Genomic DNA, 16,179 nt, shown 5'->3' on the forward strand with positions numbered 1-16,179 from the left:
CGCCTGGAAACGATCGGGCGCCGCCGGTGACCCGCCGGTCGATCTCGCGCATCGTCACCGGTCTCGCCGACGCCGATCCCGACCGGATCGTCGCCGTGGCCGACGAGGGCGCGCTGACGGCGGGGGAGCTCGACCGCGAGAGCACCCGCCTCGCCCGCGCCTACCGCGATCTCGGCGTCCGGACCGACGACCTCGTCACCGTCTCGCTCTCGAACTCGCTGGACGCGCTCGTCGTCTGCGCGGCGGTCTGGAAGGCGGGCGCCGTGCCGCAGCCGGTCTCGACCGGGCTGTCGGCGGCGGAGCGCGCCGAGGTGGAGCGGATCGCGCGGCCGGCGCTCGTCATCGGCGCGCCCTCCTCCTCCGCTGTCCCGTGGCGCGCGGGCGACTGGCGGCCCGGGCCGGAGGTGCCGGCCGGCTCGCTCGAGGACCGGTGGGCCTCGTCCTGGAAGGCGCCCACCTCCTCCGGCAGCACGGGGCGGCCGAAGGTGGTGCTGGCCGCGGGCCCGGCGCTGCTGGATCCGGACGCGCCGGTCGCGCCGTTCCTGCCGCGCGAGGGCGTGCAGCTGGTGAGCGGCCCGCTGATGCACTCGGCGACCTTCACCTACGCCTTCCGCGGGCTGATGACCGGGCAGCGCCTGGTGCTGCTGCCGCGGTTCGACGCCGCCCGGGTCCTCGCGGCGATCGAGGAGCACCGCGTCACCTGGACCCTGCTCGTCCCGACCACGATCCGCCGCCTGCTGGCTGCGCCCGAGCGGTCGGGGGCGGACGTGTCCTCGCTCGCGACGGTGCTGCACCTCGGAGCGCCCTGCGCGCCCGCCGACAAGCGGGCGCTGATCGGCTGGCTCGGCCCGGAGCGGGTGGTCGAGGTCTATGCGGGCAGCGAGTCGAACGGACTGACGATGATCACGGGCCGGGAGTGGCTGGAGCACCCGGGCAGTGTCGGACGGCCGATCAGCGGGACGACCCTGCGCATCCTGCGGGAGGACGGCACGGAGGCTCCGACCGGCGAGCTCGGCCGCATCTGGCTGCACCGCGGCGAGGCCCCCGCCTACCGCTACCTCGGCGCGGGCTCGCGGCGGACGGAGGAGGGCTGGGACACCCTCGGCGACGTCGGCCGCGTCGACGGGGACGGGTGGCTCTGGGTGGTCGACCGCGCCGACGATCTGATCCTCCGGGGCGGAGTGAGCGTCTGGCCGGCCGAGGTCGAGCGGGTGCTGGAGGCCCTGCCCGGAGTCCGCGGGGCGGTCGCCTTCGGCGTGCCGGACACGGAGCTGGGGCAGGCGGTGGAGGCGGTCGTCGACGTGGGCGACGCTGGCGTGGACCCGGCCGGTCTGCTCGCTCGGGCGAACGCCGAGCTGGGCGCTGAGCGGCGCCTCCGGGCCCTCCGGATCGTGCACGAGCCCGTTCGGAGCGACGCGGGCAAGGTCCGTCGCTCCGCGCTCGCCCCCGTGGCGCAGACGCTCGGGACCCACCGTTCCGCCGGCACCCCGGATGGGCCAGAGTAGGCCCTGCGCCCCCGCGCACCGACCCCAGGGAGACCCGATGAAGTACATGCTGATCATGCGCGCGACCGATGCGGCGAAGGAGGCCTACGCCTCGATCCCGTTCGACGAGATCATCACCCGGATGGGGCAGTACAACGAGGCGATGATCGAGGCGGGCGTGCTGCTCTCGGGCGACGGCCTGGCCGACGACGTCGCCTCCTCCGGCTTCGTGGTCGACTTCTCCTCCGAGCCGCCGACCGTCGTCGACGGCGCCTACGGCCCGACCGAGTCGCTCTTCAACGGCTTCTGGATCATCGGGGTCGACTCCAAGGAGCAGGCCCGCGAGTGGGCGCTGCGCTGCCCGCTGGTGCCCGGCAACCGCCTCGAAGTGCGCCGGATCACCGACGAGAGCGACTTCGCGGAGTTCGCCGACAACGAGTACGTGCAGAAGGAGGCCGGCTGGCGCGAGGACGAGGCGGCCCGCGCCTCCGGGGACTGACGCGGCGGCGGGCGTCACGCCTCCGTGACGACGCCCGCCTCGACGTGCCAGTGCCGCGTCAGCTGCACCGTCTCGAGCATCCGCCGGTCGTGGGTGACCAGCAGCAGGGTGCCCTCGTACGCCTCGAGCGCCTCCTCCAGCTGCTCGATGGCGACGAGGTCGAGGTGGTTGGTCGGCTCGTCGAGCACCAGGAGGTTCGTGCCGCGGGCCTGGAGGAGCGCCAGGGCGGCCCGCGTCCGCTCGCCCGGCGAGAGCTCGCCGACGCGGCGGCCGACGTGGTCGGCCTTCAGCCCGAACTTCGCCAGCAGCGTGCGGACCTCGGCGGTCGGCCACTCGGGCACCAGCGCCTCGAACGCGTCCGCGAGCGGCACCTCGGCGGCGAGCATCCCGCGGGCCTGATCGATCTCGCCGATCGCCACGCTCGCTCCGAGGGAGGCGCCGCCCTCCTCCGGCTCGGCGCGGCCGAGGAGGAGCGACAGCAGCGTCGACTTGCCGGCGCCGTTGGGCCCGGTGATGCCGATCCGGTCGCCCGCGTCGACCTGGAGCGACACCGGCCCGAGCGTGAAGGCGCCGCGGCGGGCGACCGCGCCGTTCAGCGTCGAGACGACCGAGCTCGAGCGCGGGGCGCTGCCGATCGTGAAGGCGAGCTGCCACTCCTTGCGCGGCTCCTCGACCTCCTCGAGCCGCGCGATCCGGCTCTCCATCTGGCGCACCTTCTGCGCCTGCTTCTCGCTCGACTCCGCCGAGGCCTTGCGGCGGATCTTGTCGTTGTCGGGGGCCTTCTTCATCGCGTTGCGCACGCCCTGGCTCGACCACTCCCGCTGGGTGCGGGCGCGGGAGACCAGGTCGGCCTTCTGCTCGGCGAAGTCCTCGTACTTCTCGCGGCGCTGGCGCCGCGCGGTCTCGCGCTCCTCCAGGAACGCGTCGTAGCCGCCTCCGTAGACCCGGTTGGTGCCCTGCGCGAGATCGAGCTCGAGCACGCGGGTGACGCTGCGGGCGAGGAACTCGCGATCGTGGCTCACGAGGACCGCGCCGCCGCGGAGTCCGCGGACGAAGGCCTCCAGGCGCTCCAGGCCGTCGAGGTCGAGGTCGTTGGTCGGCTCGTCGAGCAGCACCACGTCGAAGCGCGAGAGCAGCAGCGCCGCGAGGCCCACCCGCGCCGCCTGCCCGCCGGAGAGGGAGGTCATCGTCGAGGAGGCGGCCGCGGCTCCGAGCGACAGGCCCAGGTCGGCCAGGACGACCGGGGTGCGCTCGTCGAGGTCGGCCGCGCCGCTCGCGAGCCAGCGGTCGAGCGCGAGGGCGTAGCGGTCGGCGATCGAGCCGTCGGGATCGGGATCGGCCAGGGCGGAGGCGGCGGTGTCGAGCTCGGCGGAGGCCTCGGCGCAGCCGGTGCGGCGCGCGATGTAGCCGGCGACGGTCTCGCCCTCGCGGCGCTCGTGCTCCTGCGGCAGCCAGCCGACGAAGGCGTCGCCCGGCGAGAGAACGACGGAGCCCTCGAGTGGAGCCGTCTCGCCCGCGAGGATGCGCAGGAGAGTCGACTTGCCGGCTCCGTTCGCCCCCACGACGCCCACCACGTCCCCGGGGGCGACCGTCAGGTCGAGTTCGTCGAACAGGGTGCGGTGCGCATAGCCTCCGGAGAGGCCCTTGGCGACGAGGGTGGCGGTCACCGGTCCAGCGTAGGCGCGGGCGACTCGCTAGACGGCCTGGTGATCAGCCGGTCTAGGATGTGCGGATGAGCGACACGAGCCTGCGGAGCGGCGCCGGGTACTGGTACCCGGACGAGTCGTCCACCCGCCGCGCTGTCGAGGTGCTGAGCGCGATGCGCACGTACCGCGTCTCCGAGGTCTCGATGCGCCGCCGCACGCGTGAGCGGATGGCGATGGGCGAGACGGACCTGATCGCCATCCAGTACCTGCTCCGCCAGCAGCGCAAGGGCGAGCTGGTGACCGGCAAGGACCTGGCCTCGCACCTCTCCATCTCGTCCGCGTCGACCACGGTCCTCATCGACCGCCTGGTCCGCAGCGGCCACCTCGTGCGCAAGCCCAACCCGACCGACCGGCGCGGGATCGTCGTGGAGGCGACCGTCGACAGCGACGACGAGGTGCGCGCCACGCTCCAGGAGATGCACCGCCGGATGCTCGAGATCGCCGAGGACCTGGACGCCCCCGAGGCCGAGGTCGTCGTCAACTTTCTCCGCCGGATGAGCGCGGCCGTCGACGAGATCGACGCGGAGCACGGCGACGGGCACGATACGGACGAAGCCGACCCGGCGGAACCCTCCGAGGCGAAATAGCTAGACGGACTAGTAATAAGCCGAGGGGCCTATAGTCTGGCGGCATGGGTCAATTCCTCTACGGCACTCCTCCCGCCGTCATCGAGATCGAGGACCGGACCCTGGCCCACCTCCAGATCGTGATCTACGCGAAGTTCCGCCGCGACGAGCGCTTCAGCCTCACCCTCGACTCGATGCCCGAGGGCGCGCGCGGCCGCCACTCCTTCTGGATGAACCCGAACATCGCCCTGCAGTTCCATTTCGCGGGGAGCCGGCAACCGACGATCAACCCGACCTGGGTCGAGCTCCTGATGGACGCGGCGAACAGCGGCGGCGGGCTGCGCCTGCTCCCCGAGCCCCCGTCGTGACCCGGTCCCGGTGAGGCCGACCCGGCCCGGACGACCGCGGAGCTCCCTCCACGACGGTGGATCCGCACACCGGCCTCCTGCGACAGCGCACGTGCCCCCGGCCGCCCCGTCTCCTAGGGTGGAGCGGGCGCCGCGGGGCGTGCGGAGGGCGGGGGACATGCGCAGGACGGTCATCGGAGCGACGGCACTGGCCGGTGTGCTCGCGCTCGCGGGGTGCTCGGCGCCCGCTCCGGCTCCGACGGTCACGGTCACCGTGTTCGCCACGGCGACGCCGACTCCGGTGCCGGACCCGACCGTCACGGCGGCGCTCCCGCAAGCGACGGCCACGGTCTTCGCGCCGGTCCCCGAGGCGACGGTCACCTTCACGCCGAACGCGACACCGGACATCCCCGAGACCGCCTTCGCGGTCGACAACGGCGCGGTTCCCGGGGCGAACGGCGAGCCGACCCGCGATGGGGAGGGGGACATCGTGAGCTACACCGTGGTGCAGGGCGACACGTTCTTCGACATCGCGCAGCGCTTCGGGATCCCGGTGCAGCAGCTGCTCCGGATGAACCCGACGATCGCCGGAGCCGGCGAGGCGGTCTACATCAATGCAGTCATCAACCTCGACGCGAGCACGCTGGGCTGAGCGGAGCGGCGAGCCGCGGAGGCGGCCGCCCGGAGCGACCCGGCTACTGCGACTTCGGCAGGACGTGGAACGCGACGGCGAGCGATCCCGAGATCATCAGGATGCCGCCGACGAAGAGGAATCCGGCGATGTCGGGCAGCAGGAACGAGTTGCCGAGAACGAGGATCCCGCCGAGGAACAGCACGAACGAGAGGACGACGCCCAGACCAGTCATGCCCTCATCGTACGCAGGTCACGGGAGCAGGAGGTCCGCGAGCTCCTCGGCGCCGGACACCAGCGCGATCGTCCCGACCGCCTCGAGCGGCGATCCGTAGCCCCACTCGACCATGATCGTCGGCACGCCGTGGGCGGCGGCGCCCTGCACGTCGTGCTCGCGGTCGCCCACCATCACCGGCGCCGAGAGGTCGACGCCGAGCTCGCGGAGCCGGCGCAGCGCCTCCTCCACGACGTCGGCCTTGGCGCTGCGGACCTCGTCCTCGGAGGCGCCGCAGATCACCGTGAAGTACTGCGCCAGGCCGTAGTGCTCGAGGATGCGCGTGGCCGCCGACTCCGGCTTGGAGGTCGCGAGCGAGAGCGGCACGCCGGCCTCGGCGATGCGCGCCAGCACCTCGGGCAGCCCCGGGTAGACCGAGGAGTCGAACAGTCCGCCCGCGTTGTAGCGGCGGCGGTAGACCACGAGCGCGGCCTGTGCCTCCTCGACGGTCATCCCGCCGAGCTCGCGGAACGCCTCGAGCAGCGGAGGGCCGACGTAGGCCAGCAGCTCGGCCGGAGCGGGCACGGGGCGGCCCAGCTCGACGAAGGTCTCGACGAGGGTGCCGGTGATGCCGGGGGCCGAGTCGGTGATCGTGCCGTCGAGGTCGAAGAGGATGCAGGACCAGGTGCCGGCGCGCGCGTCGAGGCCGGTGGCGGCGAGGGTCGTGTCGGACATGGCGGGCTCCTGACCTCGGAGGACGGGGTGACGCCGGCGCTGCCCCGCCGGGGGCCACACTCTACGGCCGTTCGGCGTCCAGAGCCCGTTCGACGAACGAACGGGTGACGACCTGGGCGATCGAGCCGGGGTCGAGCTGCACGGCGACGAAGTCGGCGGTGCGGATCAGCGCGAAGGCCTCGCGTCCGGGGAGGACCAGCATCTGCACCCGCGGATGCTGCTGCCGGGGGACCGCGGTGCGCACCTCGTCCGTGGAGGTGAACAGCGGCAGGACCTGCTCCCCGGTGGTCGTCGCGACGGTGCGGACGTGCGGCACGCCTCCGGGCTGGGAGCCCGTGACGTCGACCACGAGGGAGCCGTCGAGGCAGGCCTCGAGCAGCCGGTCGACGGCCTCGGCGGTGGGAGCGGCGACGAGCGCCTCCAGTGCTTCCCGAGCCTCCGCATTGCGGTACGGACCGGGTCGCGCCGGGCGTGCAGGGGGTCCGCCTCGTCGTGCCATGACTCCACGCTAACGAAGACCGGGGCGTGATCGGAATCGCCGGGACCGGTTCCCGGGAATGCGCGCGATCGGTGTCCGGAATCGTTACGGCCGTCTGCGGACACCGTGTCCTCTATTCGACGGCTGGTGGCGAACAGCTCGATTCAGCCGTGATTGCCTCCGCTTATCCTGAACATTCCCCTCGACATGGCGCGAGAAAGGGACGAATGGCGCCATTCATGGCGCACTCGATTGTGAAAGGGGGTAATGTCTCTCCCGGTCCGGGTCGAGACAGTCCGGTCCCGCGAACTCCAGGAGGAAAAGTGGCCCAGAAGATCACGCTTGTCGACGATATCGACGGAACCCTTATCGATTCCGGTGACGGCGGTACCGTCCGCTTCAGCATCGAGGGCGCCAACTACGAGATCGATCTCGGCCCCGACAACATCGCCGAGCTCCACTCGGCGCTCGAGAAGTTCGTCTCGAGCGCCCGCCGCGTCGGCTCGCGCCCCGCGGCCGCCACGAGCGTCGCGACCGCCTCCAAGAGCGACCCCAAGCAGCTCAAGGCCATCCGCGAGTGGGCGAACGCCAACGGCCACCCCGTCTCCGACCGCGGACGCATCCCCTCCGAGGTCCAGGCCGCCTACCAGGCCGCCCACAAGTAGCGGCCGCCGGGCTCTCGGCCCGGTGAGACGCCGCATTCCCGGGCCTCGCGCCCGGTGAGCGGAAGGCCCCCGTGATCCGATCGCGGGGGCCTTCGCCGTGCCTGTCGCCGTGCCTGTCAGAACAGGCGCGTGTGGGAGTCGTCGGTGCCGCGCATGGCCTCGTAGTCGAGCACCACGCAGCGGATTCCGCGGTCCTCGGCGAGAGTCCGCGCCTGCGGCTTGATCTCCTGAGCGGCGAAGACTCCCGTCACCGGGAAGAGGTGCGGATCGCGATTCATCAGCTCGAGATAGCGGGTGAGCTGCTCGACTCCGTCGATCTCGCCGCGGCGCTTGATCTCGACGGCGACGGCGGCTCCCGAGGAATCGCGGGCGAGGATGTCGACCGGGCCGATCGCGGTCATGTACTCGCGCCGGACGAGAGTGTGCCCCTCTCCGAGGAGGCCGATCTGCTCGGCGAGAAGGCGCTGGAGATGCGACTCCACTCCGTCCTTCACGAGTCCCGGATCGACGCCGAGCTCGTGCGCCGAATCGTGCAGCACCTCGTGGATCGAGACGACGAGAGCGTCGCCGGTCTTGCGGTGCGCGACGGTCCACTGCTGCGTCACTCCCGCGGTGCGCGCCTCCTCGTCGGGCTCGCCCGTGATCAGCGTGCAGGGCGGGCTCATCCAGTTCAGCGGCTTGTAGGAGCCGCCGTCGGAGTGGATGAGGACGCTCCCGTCGGCCTTGACGAGCAGGAGGCGGGTGGCGAGCGGGAGGTGGGCGCTGAGACGGCCGGTGTAGTCGACGGAGCAGCGCGCGATGACGAGACGCACCCGTCGAGGATAGACGGCACGGCCCCGGCGGGCTCCCGGCTCAGTGCGCGGCGACGGGAGGCCGGCGGCCGAGCGGAGGAGCGGGCGGCGGCACCGAGAGCGAGGCGCGCAGCGCGACCGCGAACTCGGCCGGCGCCTCCGCCCACGGGTAGTGGCCGCTCGACTCGATGACGGCCAGGCTCGCCTGCGGCAGGAGCGCGGTGAGCGCCTCCAGGGCTGCGATGCCCGTCACCGGATCGTCCTCGCCGCCGAGGACGACTGCGGGGCAGTCGAGGCGCTGCAGAGCGTCGCGGATCGCCGCGGTGTCGTCGGAGCCGGCGGGAGTCGTGTGACCGGCAGCCCGGTCGTCGATCCCGAGCCAGGCGGTGCCGGGGGCGATCAGGAGCAGGTGGGCGACGCGCTCGGGCGCGTCTACGGCGGCGAGCAGGACGGCGCGGCAGCCGGAGTCGTGCGCGGCGAGATCGAGCTCGTCGACGCCGAGGTGGCGGCGGAGGTCCTCCACGTCGGCGGCCGTCGTGGCCGGGGGAGCGGGAGGCAGCTCCGCGGAGCCGCCCACTCCGCGCGGGTGCAGCACGAGGACGCGGCGCGTGCAGGCGATCGAGGCGAACGAGCCGAGGTAGGAGGGGTGGCGCTCCGGCTCACCGGGGACGACCACCAGGGGCCGCCCCTGACCGGCTCCGTGCTCGTCGACGTGGAGCAGGGCGCCGTCGCGCGCTCGGTACCGCATCCGCTCCCCCTCCACCGCCGTCCTGGGAAGCCTAGGGGGAGGCGCGCCAGGGCGCCCGGGCCCCACGGGGGCTTGCGGAGGCGCGTGGAGCGGGGCGGTCAGCTCCGCCGGCTGCGGGCGGCGGGGGAGGCGAGCCCGGCCACGACCACCAGGGCCAGCACCAGGAAGAGGGCGTTCAGCAGTCCGTAGTGCTCGCCGAGGAAGCCGATCGCCGGCGGTCCGACCAGGAACGCGACGTAGCCGAGCATCGCCACCGCGCTGACGCGGGCGGCCGAGTGCGGCCCCTCCGCCGCGGCCGACATGCCCACCGGGAAGCCGAGCGAGCAGCCCAGACCCCAGGCGACCGCGCCGATGACGACGAGCGCGTCGACCGGGGCGAGGATGAACAGCAGGATGCCGACGATCGCGAGCCCGGCGGAGGCGCGCAGCACCGGGACGCGGCCGAAGCGGTCGAGCACGGGTCCGCCGATCACGCGTCCGACCGTCATGGCGGCGACGAACACGCCGAACACGACGGCGGCGGTCGTCTTGTCGGTGCCGTGGCCGTCGACCATCGCCAGGGTCAGCCAGTCGTTCGCGGAGCCCTCGGCGAAGGCCATGCCCAGCATGATCAGGCCGATGAGGACGAGGCGGCCGTCGCGCCAGACGCCGAGGGAGGCGGCGACGCGCTCGCGGACCGGCGGCTTCACCGTGGTCGCCGCGCCGGAGGTGTCGAGCTCCTCGCGGACCGGGACGAAGCGGATCGCGATCACCGCGGTCACGGCGATCACCACGGCGATCGCGCCGAGGTGGACGGCGACGGGCACGGCCAGGGCGGAGGCGCCCGCGCCGATCAGCGCGCCGGCCACGGTGCCCAGGCTGAAGAAGGCGTGGAACAGCGGCAGGAGCGTCTTGCCGAAGGCCTTCTCGTTGGCCGCTCCCTCGACGTTCATCATCACGTCGACCGCACCGTTGCCGAAGCCGAGCATCGCCATGCCGGCGAAGGCGGCGGGGAGGACGCCGATGACGTCGGCCGAGACGCCCAGCACCGCGAGCCCCGCCGCCGAGACGGTGAGGCCGAGCGCCATGCCGCGCCGGGCGCCGATCGCGCCCATGACCGGCGTCGAGAACGCGAGTCCGACGATCGCGCCGATCGACATCGAGAGGATCAGCAGGCCCACTCCGGCGGTCGAGAGCTGGAGCTCGTCGCGGATGGCGGGGGTGCGCGAGACCCAGGTGGCGATCGAGATCCCGCTGAGGACGAAGATCGTGAAGACGGCGTTGCGCCAGGCGACCAGCTGCGGGCGCGTGAGCGCGGACGTCGAGGTCATGGCGGTTCTCCTGGTGCGGGCGGGATCCGGACACCGGATCGAGAGGCACGGTCGAATCGATTCGAAGCGAGCCGGTCTAAGCTATCCGGAACCCCGGGGACGGTCAACCGATGACGAGCGCGCCGCCCCCACGAGGAGGAACGTGGAACCCCGCAAGAGCCCCCGGCCGACGCTCGCCCGCGTCGCGAGCCGGGCCGGAGTGTCCCCCTCCACCGCCTCGCTGGTCTTCAGCGGCTCCGGCCCCGTCTCGGAGGCCACGAAGGAGCGGGTGCTGCGCGCGGCGTCCGAGCTCGACTACGCCGGCCCCGACCCGCGGGCGCGCTCGCTCCGCCGCGGCCGCTCGGGGATCGTGGGGGTCGTCGTGGACGAGCGGATGCTGCACGCGTTCCGCGACCCGATCAAGATCGCCATGCTCGACGGGATCGCCGACGTGCTCGGCGGGGTCGACGCCGGGATCCTGCTGCTCACCGAGACCGGCGACGGCGCGGGCCTGCTGGCGACGGCCCCGGTCGACGCGATGATCCTGGTCGGCTGCAGCCCGTCGGTCGACGACTCCGTCGCCGTGCTGCGCCGCCGGGGGGTGCCGGTCGTCGTGGTCGAGGGCCTCTCGGAGCTGGGCGGCGCCGTGATCTCGCTCGACAACCGCGAGGCCAGCCGCACCCTCGCGGAGCACCTGCGCGAGCTCGGCCACGAGCGGGTCGCGGTGGTCGCGCTCCCGTTCGCGAAGGACCGCCGCCGCGGCGCGATCCCGCCCGGCTGGCGCTCGAGCCCCAGCATCACTCCGGTCGACCGCCTCCTCGGCGTGCAGGACGTCTTCCCGGAGGCGTCGGTCGTCGCCGCCGCGGCGAGCTCCGTCGACGAGGGCGTCGCCGCGGGCCGCACGCTGCTCGAGGGGGCGGAGCCGCCGACCGCGGTCGTCGCGCAGAGCGATCTGCTGGCCGCGGGCGTGATCCTCGCGGCGGAGGAGCACGGGCTGCGCGTGCCCGAGGACCTCTCGGTGGTCGGCTTCGACGGCGTGCAGGTGCCCGGTCTCGCGGCCGAGTACGATCTCACGACGATGGCCCAGCCCGCGGTCGAGAAGGGCCGTGCGGCGGGACGGGCCGCGGTCGCGCTCCTGGCCGACGAGGAGGCGGAGGCGGTCTGCTTCCACGCCGTCTTCCACCGCGGGAACACCAGCGCACCGCCGCGCTGACCGGAGTTGTCCACAGGCTTCTCCACAGGGGAGGAGTGCGGTCAGCGGAGCCAGACGTCGCTGCGGACCCGGAGCCCGAGGGTGACCGCGCGGGCGCCGAGGAAGCCGACGGCGAAGGCGAGCCAGAGCGCGAGGAGGCGCCATTCGGTGGGCGCGGCGGGGGCGAGCAGGGCGAGCGGGACGAAGACGGCGAGGTTCGCGAGGCCGCTGAGCGCCAGGTAGCGGCCGTCGCCGGCGCCGATCAGCACGCCGTCGAGCACGAAGACGTAGCCGCCGAGCGGAGCGGTGAGGCCCACGACGGCGATCGCCGCGGGCAGCAGCCGCAGCACCTCCGGGTCGCTCGAGAAGACGTACGGCAGGACACCGCTCAGACCGGTGACCAGCGCTCCGAGCACTGCACCCGCACCGATTCCCCAGGTCACACAGCGTTTCGTGACGGCTCGGGCCTGCTCGGCGTCGCCCGCGCCGAGGAGGCGGCCCAGCAGAGCCTGCGCGGCGATCGCCACCGCGTCGAGGGCGAAGGCGACCGTCGAGAACAGCGTCATCGCCACCTGGAAGGCGCCCAGCTCCTCCGCCCCGAGCGAGGTGGCGGTCGCGACCGCGAGCAGGATCGCCGCGCGGAGGCTCGCTGTGCGCAGCAGCATCCAGCCGCCGGATCCCGCGGAGGAGGCCAGGCCCGCGAGGTGCGGCCGCAGCGGCGCGCCGACCCTCCGGGCGAGCCGCAGCGCGACTCCCGCGTAGGCCGCGAGCATGGCCCACTGCGCGATCACCGTCCCCAGTGCGGAGCCGGTTATCCCCAGGCCGGCCGGGTAGATCAGCACGGCGTTGAGAGCGGCGTTGAGAGCGAATCCGCCGGCGGCGATCACCAGCGGAGTGCGGGTGTCCTGGAAGCCGCGGAGGAGCCCGGTGAGCGCGAAGACGCCGAGCATGGCGGGGATCCCGGCCATGCTCACCGCCAGGTACCGCACGCCCGCCTCGGCCACCGCCGGCTCCGCGCCGAAGAGCGCCACGACGGCCGGAGCGGTCAGCGCGCCCACCACGGCGATGCCGGCGCCGAGGAGCAGGGCCAGCCAGCCGCCGTCGATCCCGGCCGCCACGGCCCTCCGCTCGTCGCCCTCGCCGAGGGCCCGGCCGACCCGCGGAGTGGTGCTGTACGCGAGGAAGACCATCAGGCCGACGATCGTCTGCAGCACCGTGCCGCCCAGCGCGAGCCCGGCGAGCGGGACGGCGCCGAGATGGCCGACCAGGGCGGAGTCGGTGAGCAGGAACAGCGGCTCGGCGACCAGCGAGCCCAGCGCCGGGACGGCGAGCCGGAGGATGCTGCGGTCGAGGGCGGAGGTCACCGCTCGACGCTAGCGGCTGCCGGAGCTCCGGGACCGGCGTACCGTGGGCGGGATGCAGCGCTTCGGGATCGGGCTGGCGGCCGTGGGCCGGCCGGCGTACATCACGGCAGGGCGCGACGACGACCTCGGCCCCGCGGCCGAGCGGAGCGTCGACGCGCTGCGCGAGCGCACGCACCTGCTGCTCGACGCGGCGTGGGACGCCGGCGTCCGCTTCCTCGACGCCGCGCGCTCCTACGGGCGCGCGGAGGAGTTCCTCGGCGGCTGGCTCGCCCGGCATCCGGAGCGGCGGGCGGCGCTCACGATCGAGTCGAAGTGGGGCTACGAGTACGTCGGCGGGTGGGCGATGGATGCGCCGGTGCACGAGCGCAAGGAGCACTCGGTCGCGATGCTCGACCGCCAGTGGCCGCTCACGCTCGACGCGCTCGGCTCGGCGCCTGACTCCTACCTCGTCCACTCGATCACTCCCGAGAGCCCGGCCCTCACCGACCGCCCGCTGCTGGACCGACTGCGCGGCCTCGCCGGCTCCGGAGTGCGCGTCGGCCTCTCCACCAGCGGACCCGAGCAGGCGCGCGTGATCGAGCTCGCCCGCGCGATCCCGGAGTCGCCGTTCAGCGCAGTCCAGAGCACCTGGAACCCGCTCGAGCAGTCCGCGGGCCGGGCGCTCGCCGCCGCGCACGACGACGGCTGGCTGGTGGTGGTCAAGGAGGCCCTCGCCAACGGGAGGCTCGTGGCGCACCCGATCGAGCACGCCGGCGCCGCGCCGGACGCCGTCGCCCTGGGGGCCGTCCTCGCGCAGCCCTGGGCCGACGTCGTGCTGAGCGGCGCGGCGACTCCGGAGCAGCTGCGGGCCAACCTGCGCGCGCAGCCCCGGGAGCTCCCGGACCTCCCGGCGCTCGCCGTGGATCCGACCCGCTACTGGGCCGAGCGCTCCGCTCTCGACTGGACCTGAGAGCACTCGAACGAAGTGAGGCGTGCGCTCCGGCGCCGCACGGGATAGCGTTCCTCTCAGCGCCCCGTCTGCCCTCTCTGCGAGGGCTGGCGCGCGGATCGGCCCTCGTGATATCCCCCGAGGGGATCCGCCCCGGCCCGCCACCCCTCTTCGAGTGCGGGCGAATCGAGCTTCCGGTTCTCAGGCGATCCGCAGGTTACGGGCGGGGCGACGGCAGTGCCAGAGGAAGCGGGGCGCGCGGGCTTAACGGGGGGTGACGCATCGGCGGGCTATTGCCGGGGAGGCCGGACGGCCGTGGTCCGAGGGGTCGATCCGGATGGCGCACTCGAGGAGCTCGGCGCTCCTCCACAGGGCGCGGATCAGCGCGGGCATCCCCGGGAACGATCGTCACGATCCCGAGCCCTCAGGACTCGGAGCCCCGCCGCACGCGGAGCCGCGTCTCCTCGAGGTCGAGCAGCGACTGGGCGTCGCGGAGGATGCGCTGCGGGTAGGCGCGGCGCGAGCGCGCGTCCAGCAGCGCCTCCCGCTCGGCCGCGACCACGGCGAGGCGCAGCGCTCGGTAGAGGCGGTGCGGAGTGTCCGCGACCGACCTCTCCGTGCCGCGCGCGCGCTCCCAGGCGGCCTCGGAGCGGAGGAACGACGTCTGCCGCACCCGCTCCAGGACGTCCGGAGCGACGCCGTCGGCACCCTCGACGGCGTCGCCCGGGCGCTCCAGCACCGAGAGGCCCTTCTCGGTGATCTCGTCGAGCAGGCCCGCGAGCGCGCGCTGGTCCTCGGGCACGTCGATCCCGCGGATGCCCAGCGCCCGGATCAGCAGCGGCAGCGTGCTGCCCTGGATCAGCAGGGTCGCGACGGCCACGGTGAAGGCGATCAGCACGAGCTGCGGACGGTACGGGATGTCCTCGGGCAGCGACTGCGCGGCCGCGAGGGTCACCACTCCGCGCATCCCGGACCAGCCGAGCACCAGACCGCCGCGCCAGCCGATGCCGTTGCGGCTGAAGTGCCGGTAGTCGCTGCGCCGCAGCAGGTAGCGCCGCTTCGCCCGGCCGCGCTCCTCCTTCGGCAGCTCCTGCGCCTCGGGCGACTCGAGCAGCTCCTTCTGCTCGCGGGCCCGGCGCTCGGCCCGGCGGGTCTGCCAGCGCTCGCCGAGGAGCACCGGGCCGACCCAGAGGAAGCGAACGACGATCAGCCCGACCACCGCGATCAGGCCGATGCCGACCGCTGCGGGCACGGAGAGGCGCGCGCTGTCGGCGTCGTGGATCAGCGAGCGGATCTCGAGCCCGATCAGCAGGAACACGCCGTTCTCGAGCAGGAACTGCACGGTCCGCCAGTTGATCCGGTCGTTCACCCGCGACTGCGCGGTGAAGGCGCGGGAGGAGGCGTGCCCGGTGTGCAGGCCGGCGACGACCACGGCGAGCACGCCCGAGGCGCCCAGGCCCTCGGCGGGGATGAACGCGACGAAGGGGACGATGAAGGAGAGGACGGTGTTGAGCACCGGGTCCTCGAGCCGCGAGCGGACGAAGACGGTGACGACGCTGGCCACGAACCCGACCACGACGGCCACGACGACCGCGTAGAGGAAGTCGCCGATCGCGGCCCACGGCGTCGCGAGCGTCCCCGCGGCGGCGGCGAGGGCCGAGCGGAGGAGGACCAGCGCGGTCGCGTCGTTGATCAGCCCCTCGCCCTCGAGCAGGGTGAGCAGCCGCGGCGGGAGGCCGAGCCGCCGGCCGACCGAGGTCGCGGCGACGGCGTCGGGCGGGCTGATGATCGCGCCCACGGCGATCGCCAGGCCCAGCCCGAGCTCGGGGAGGAGGAGGAAGAGGAGCGCGCCGACGCCGGCCGCCGAGATCAGCACCAGCACGACCGACAGGCCGGTGATGGTGGTCAGGTTCCGGCGGAAGTCGATGAACGGGACGCTGAGCGCCGCCGCGTACAGCAGTGGCGGCAGCACGCCGTCGAGCACCCACTCGTGCGGGACGACCACCTCCGGCACCCCGGGGATGTACGAGAGGCCGACGCCGGCGAGCACGAGGACGATCGGGGCGGCGACGCCGAGGCGCCGCGAGAAGACGGCGACCGCGACGAGGACCGAGACGCCGACGATCGCGGCGATGCCCAGCTCCATCAGCGGAGGCTCTCGAGGGCGCAGAAGGGCATGGTCTCGTCTCCAGGGGGTAGCGGGCGATCGCCCGGGACGAGTCTGCGCCTCTCGGCGGACGCGGGGCAGGGGGTTGCGAGCACCCGGCGTCCCGCGCCGGGGTCAGCCGTCGTCGCGAGCGGCGCGGCGGTCGAGCAGGCGGGCGAGCGCGAGGAGGAGCGCCATGGCGCCGAGCGCCGCGACGGCCAGGGCGAGCGCGGCGCCGGGCTCGAGCGTGATCCCGCGCTCGACGACCTGCGCGCGCAGCACCGGGTCGGCCGAGACGACGAGCAGGCCGATCGAGGCGGCGGCGAGGACGAGTCCGTAGAGGACGGCGCCGACGCGGATCCGCGTCGGCGCCGTCCTCTACGGACTCGTCCTCGC

18 protein-coding genes are annotated in these 16,179 nt (G+C 73.7%); 8 read left to right on the forward strand and 10 right to left on the reverse strand.

Annotation, left to right across the window (positions count from 1 at the left end; all coding sequences use genetic code 11):
* The first annotated feature begins 26 nt into the window (after window positions 1-26).
* Both C5C36_RS04420 and C5C36_RS04425 read left to right on the forward strand, forming a co-directional pair.
* A complete protein-coding gene (locus C5C36_RS04420) occupies window positions 27-1,505 on the forward strand; it encodes an AMP-binding protein (RefSeq protein WP_104288521.1) in 1,479 nt (492 codons plus the stop codon).
* Between the two features lie 37 nt (window positions 1,506-1,542).
* Entirely contained in the window at window positions 1,543-1,983 is a 441-nt protein-coding gene (locus C5C36_RS04425) for a YciI family protein (protein ID WP_104222630.1), read from the forward strand.
* 14 nt (window positions 1,984-1,997) lie between these two features.
* On the opposite strand, the gene C5C36_RS04430 is transcribed toward C5C36_RS04425, so the two are convergent.
* Window positions 1,998-3,650 carry an ABC-F family ATP-binding cassette domain-containing protein gene (locus tag C5C36_RS04430; protein ID WP_104309325.1) on the reverse strand — a complete coding sequence of 551 codons (1,653 nt, stop codon included), beginning with the start codon at window positions 3,648-3,650 and terminating at the stop codon, window positions 1,998-2,000.
* Window positions 3,651-3,715: 65 nt separating this feature from the next.
* Between C5C36_RS04430 and C5C36_RS04435 the strand changes: the two genes are divergently transcribed.
* The 3 genes from C5C36_RS04435 to C5C36_RS04445 all read left to right on the forward strand — a co-directional run bounded on the left by C5C36_RS04435 (window position 3,716) and on the right by C5C36_RS04445 (window position 5,254).
* Complete coding sequence (locus tag C5C36_RS04435) at window positions 3,716-4,276, forward strand: MarR family winged helix-turn-helix transcriptional regulator (protein ID WP_104247561.1); 561 nt, start codon at window positions 3,716-3,718, stop codon at window positions 4,274-4,276.
* 44 nt (window positions 4,277-4,320) lie between these two features.
* On the forward strand, window positions 4,321-4,623 hold the full coding sequence (locus C5C36_RS04440) for an ATP-dependent DNA ligase (protein ID WP_104225758.1): 303 nt from the start codon (window positions 4,321-4,323) through the stop codon (window positions 4,621-4,623).
* Window positions 4,624-4,780: 157 nt separating this feature from the next.
* Window positions 4,781-5,254: a LysM domain-containing protein gene (locus tag C5C36_RS04445; RefSeq protein WP_104222627.1), complete on the forward strand. Its 474-nt coding sequence runs from the start codon at window positions 4,781-4,783 to the stop codon at window positions 5,252-5,254.
* A 43-nt stretch (window positions 5,255-5,297) separates the two neighbouring features.
* Here the strand turns inward: C5C36_RS04445 and C5C36_RS17485 are convergent, their stop codons facing one another.
* The 3 genes from C5C36_RS17485 to C5C36_RS04455 form a co-directional block, all read right to left on the reverse strand.
* Window positions 5,298-5,468, reverse strand: coding sequence for a hypothetical protein (locus C5C36_RS17485; protein ID WP_159911733.1), 171 nt, complete (start codon window positions 5,466-5,468; stop codon window positions 5,298-5,300).
* 18 nt (window positions 5,469-5,486) lie between these two features.
* Window positions 5,487-6,182, reverse strand: coding sequence for an HAD hydrolase-like protein (locus C5C36_RS04450; RefSeq protein ID WP_104222626.1), 696 nt, complete (start codon window positions 6,180-6,182; stop codon window positions 5,487-5,489).
* Between the two features lie 61 nt (window positions 6,183-6,243).
* Window positions 6,244-6,681 carry an SseB family protein gene (locus C5C36_RS04455; protein WP_104222625.1) on the reverse strand — a complete coding sequence of 146 codons (438 nt, stop codon included), beginning with the start codon at window positions 6,679-6,681 and terminating at the stop codon, window positions 6,244-6,246.
* Window positions 6,682-6,983: 302 nt separating this feature from the next.
* Here C5C36_RS04455 and C5C36_RS04460 point away from each other — a divergent pair, with 302 nt between their 5' ends.
* A complete protein-coding gene (locus C5C36_RS04460; RefSeq protein ID WP_104222624.1) occupies window positions 6,984-7,325 on the forward strand; it encodes an Lsr2 family protein in 342 nt (113 codons plus the stop codon).
* 116 nt (window positions 7,326-7,441) lie between these two features.
* On the opposite strand, the gene nucS is transcribed toward C5C36_RS04460, so the two are convergent.
* The 3 genes from nucS to C5C36_RS04475 form a co-directional block, all read right to left on the reverse strand.
* Window positions 7,442-8,137: an endonuclease NucS gene (nucS, locus tag C5C36_RS04465; protein WP_104247564.1), complete on the reverse strand. Its 696-nt coding sequence runs from the start codon at window positions 8,135-8,137 to the stop codon at window positions 7,442-7,444.
* Between the two features lie 40 nt (window positions 8,138-8,177).
* Window positions 8,178-8,864, reverse strand: coding sequence for an alpha/beta fold hydrolase (locus tag C5C36_RS04470; protein WP_104297330.1), 687 nt, complete (start codon window positions 8,862-8,864; stop codon window positions 8,178-8,180).
* A 98-nt stretch (window positions 8,865-8,962) separates the two neighbouring features.
* Window positions 8,963-10,174 carry an MFS transporter gene (locus C5C36_RS04475; protein WP_104309326.1) on the reverse strand — a complete coding sequence of 404 codons (1,212 nt, stop codon included), beginning with the start codon at window positions 10,172-10,174 and terminating at the stop codon, window positions 8,963-8,965.
* A gap of 142 nt (window positions 10,175-10,316) precedes the next feature.
* Here C5C36_RS04475 and C5C36_RS04480 point away from each other — a divergent pair, with 142 nt between their 5' ends.
* Window positions 10,317-11,366 carry a LacI family DNA-binding transcriptional regulator gene (locus tag C5C36_RS04480; RefSeq protein WP_258072190.1) on the forward strand — a complete coding sequence of 350 codons (1,050 nt, stop codon included), beginning with the start codon at window positions 10,317-10,319 and terminating at the stop codon, window positions 11,364-11,366.
* A gap of 41 nt (window positions 11,367-11,407) precedes the next feature.
* On the opposite strand, the gene C5C36_RS04485 is transcribed toward C5C36_RS04480, so the two are convergent.
* Entirely contained in the window at window positions 11,408-12,709 is a 1,302-nt protein-coding gene (locus C5C36_RS04485; protein WP_104309328.1) for an MATE family efflux transporter, read from the reverse strand.
* A gap of 52 nt (window positions 12,710-12,761) precedes the next feature.
* Between C5C36_RS04485 and C5C36_RS04490 the strand changes: the two genes are divergently transcribed.
* Window positions 12,762-13,658, forward strand: coding sequence for an aldo/keto reductase (locus tag C5C36_RS04490; RefSeq protein ID WP_104309329.1), 897 nt, complete (start codon window positions 12,762-12,764; stop codon window positions 13,656-13,658).
* A 403-nt stretch (window positions 13,659-14,061) separates the two neighbouring features.
* Here C5C36_RS04490 and C5C36_RS04495 read toward each other — a convergent pair whose 3' ends face one another.
* Window positions 14,062-15,783 carry a sodium:proton antiporter gene (locus C5C36_RS04495; protein WP_104309330.1) on the reverse strand — a complete coding sequence of 574 codons (1,722 nt, stop codon included), beginning with the start codon at window positions 15,781-15,783 and terminating at the stop codon, window positions 14,062-14,064.
* Window positions 15,784-15,918: 135 nt separating this feature from the next.
* On the reverse strand, window positions 15,919-16,065 hold the full coding sequence (locus C5C36_RS17490) for a hypothetical protein (protein ID WP_181125774.1): 147 nt from the start codon (window positions 16,063-16,065) through the stop codon (window positions 15,919-15,921).
* Between the last annotated feature and the right edge of the window lie 114 nt (window positions 16,066-16,179).

This window comes from Rathayibacter sp. AY1G1, assembly GCF_002932095.1.
In the GTDB taxonomy this organism is placed as follows: domain Bacteria; phylum Actinomycetota; class Actinomycetes; order Actinomycetales; family Microbacteriaceae; genus Rathayibacter.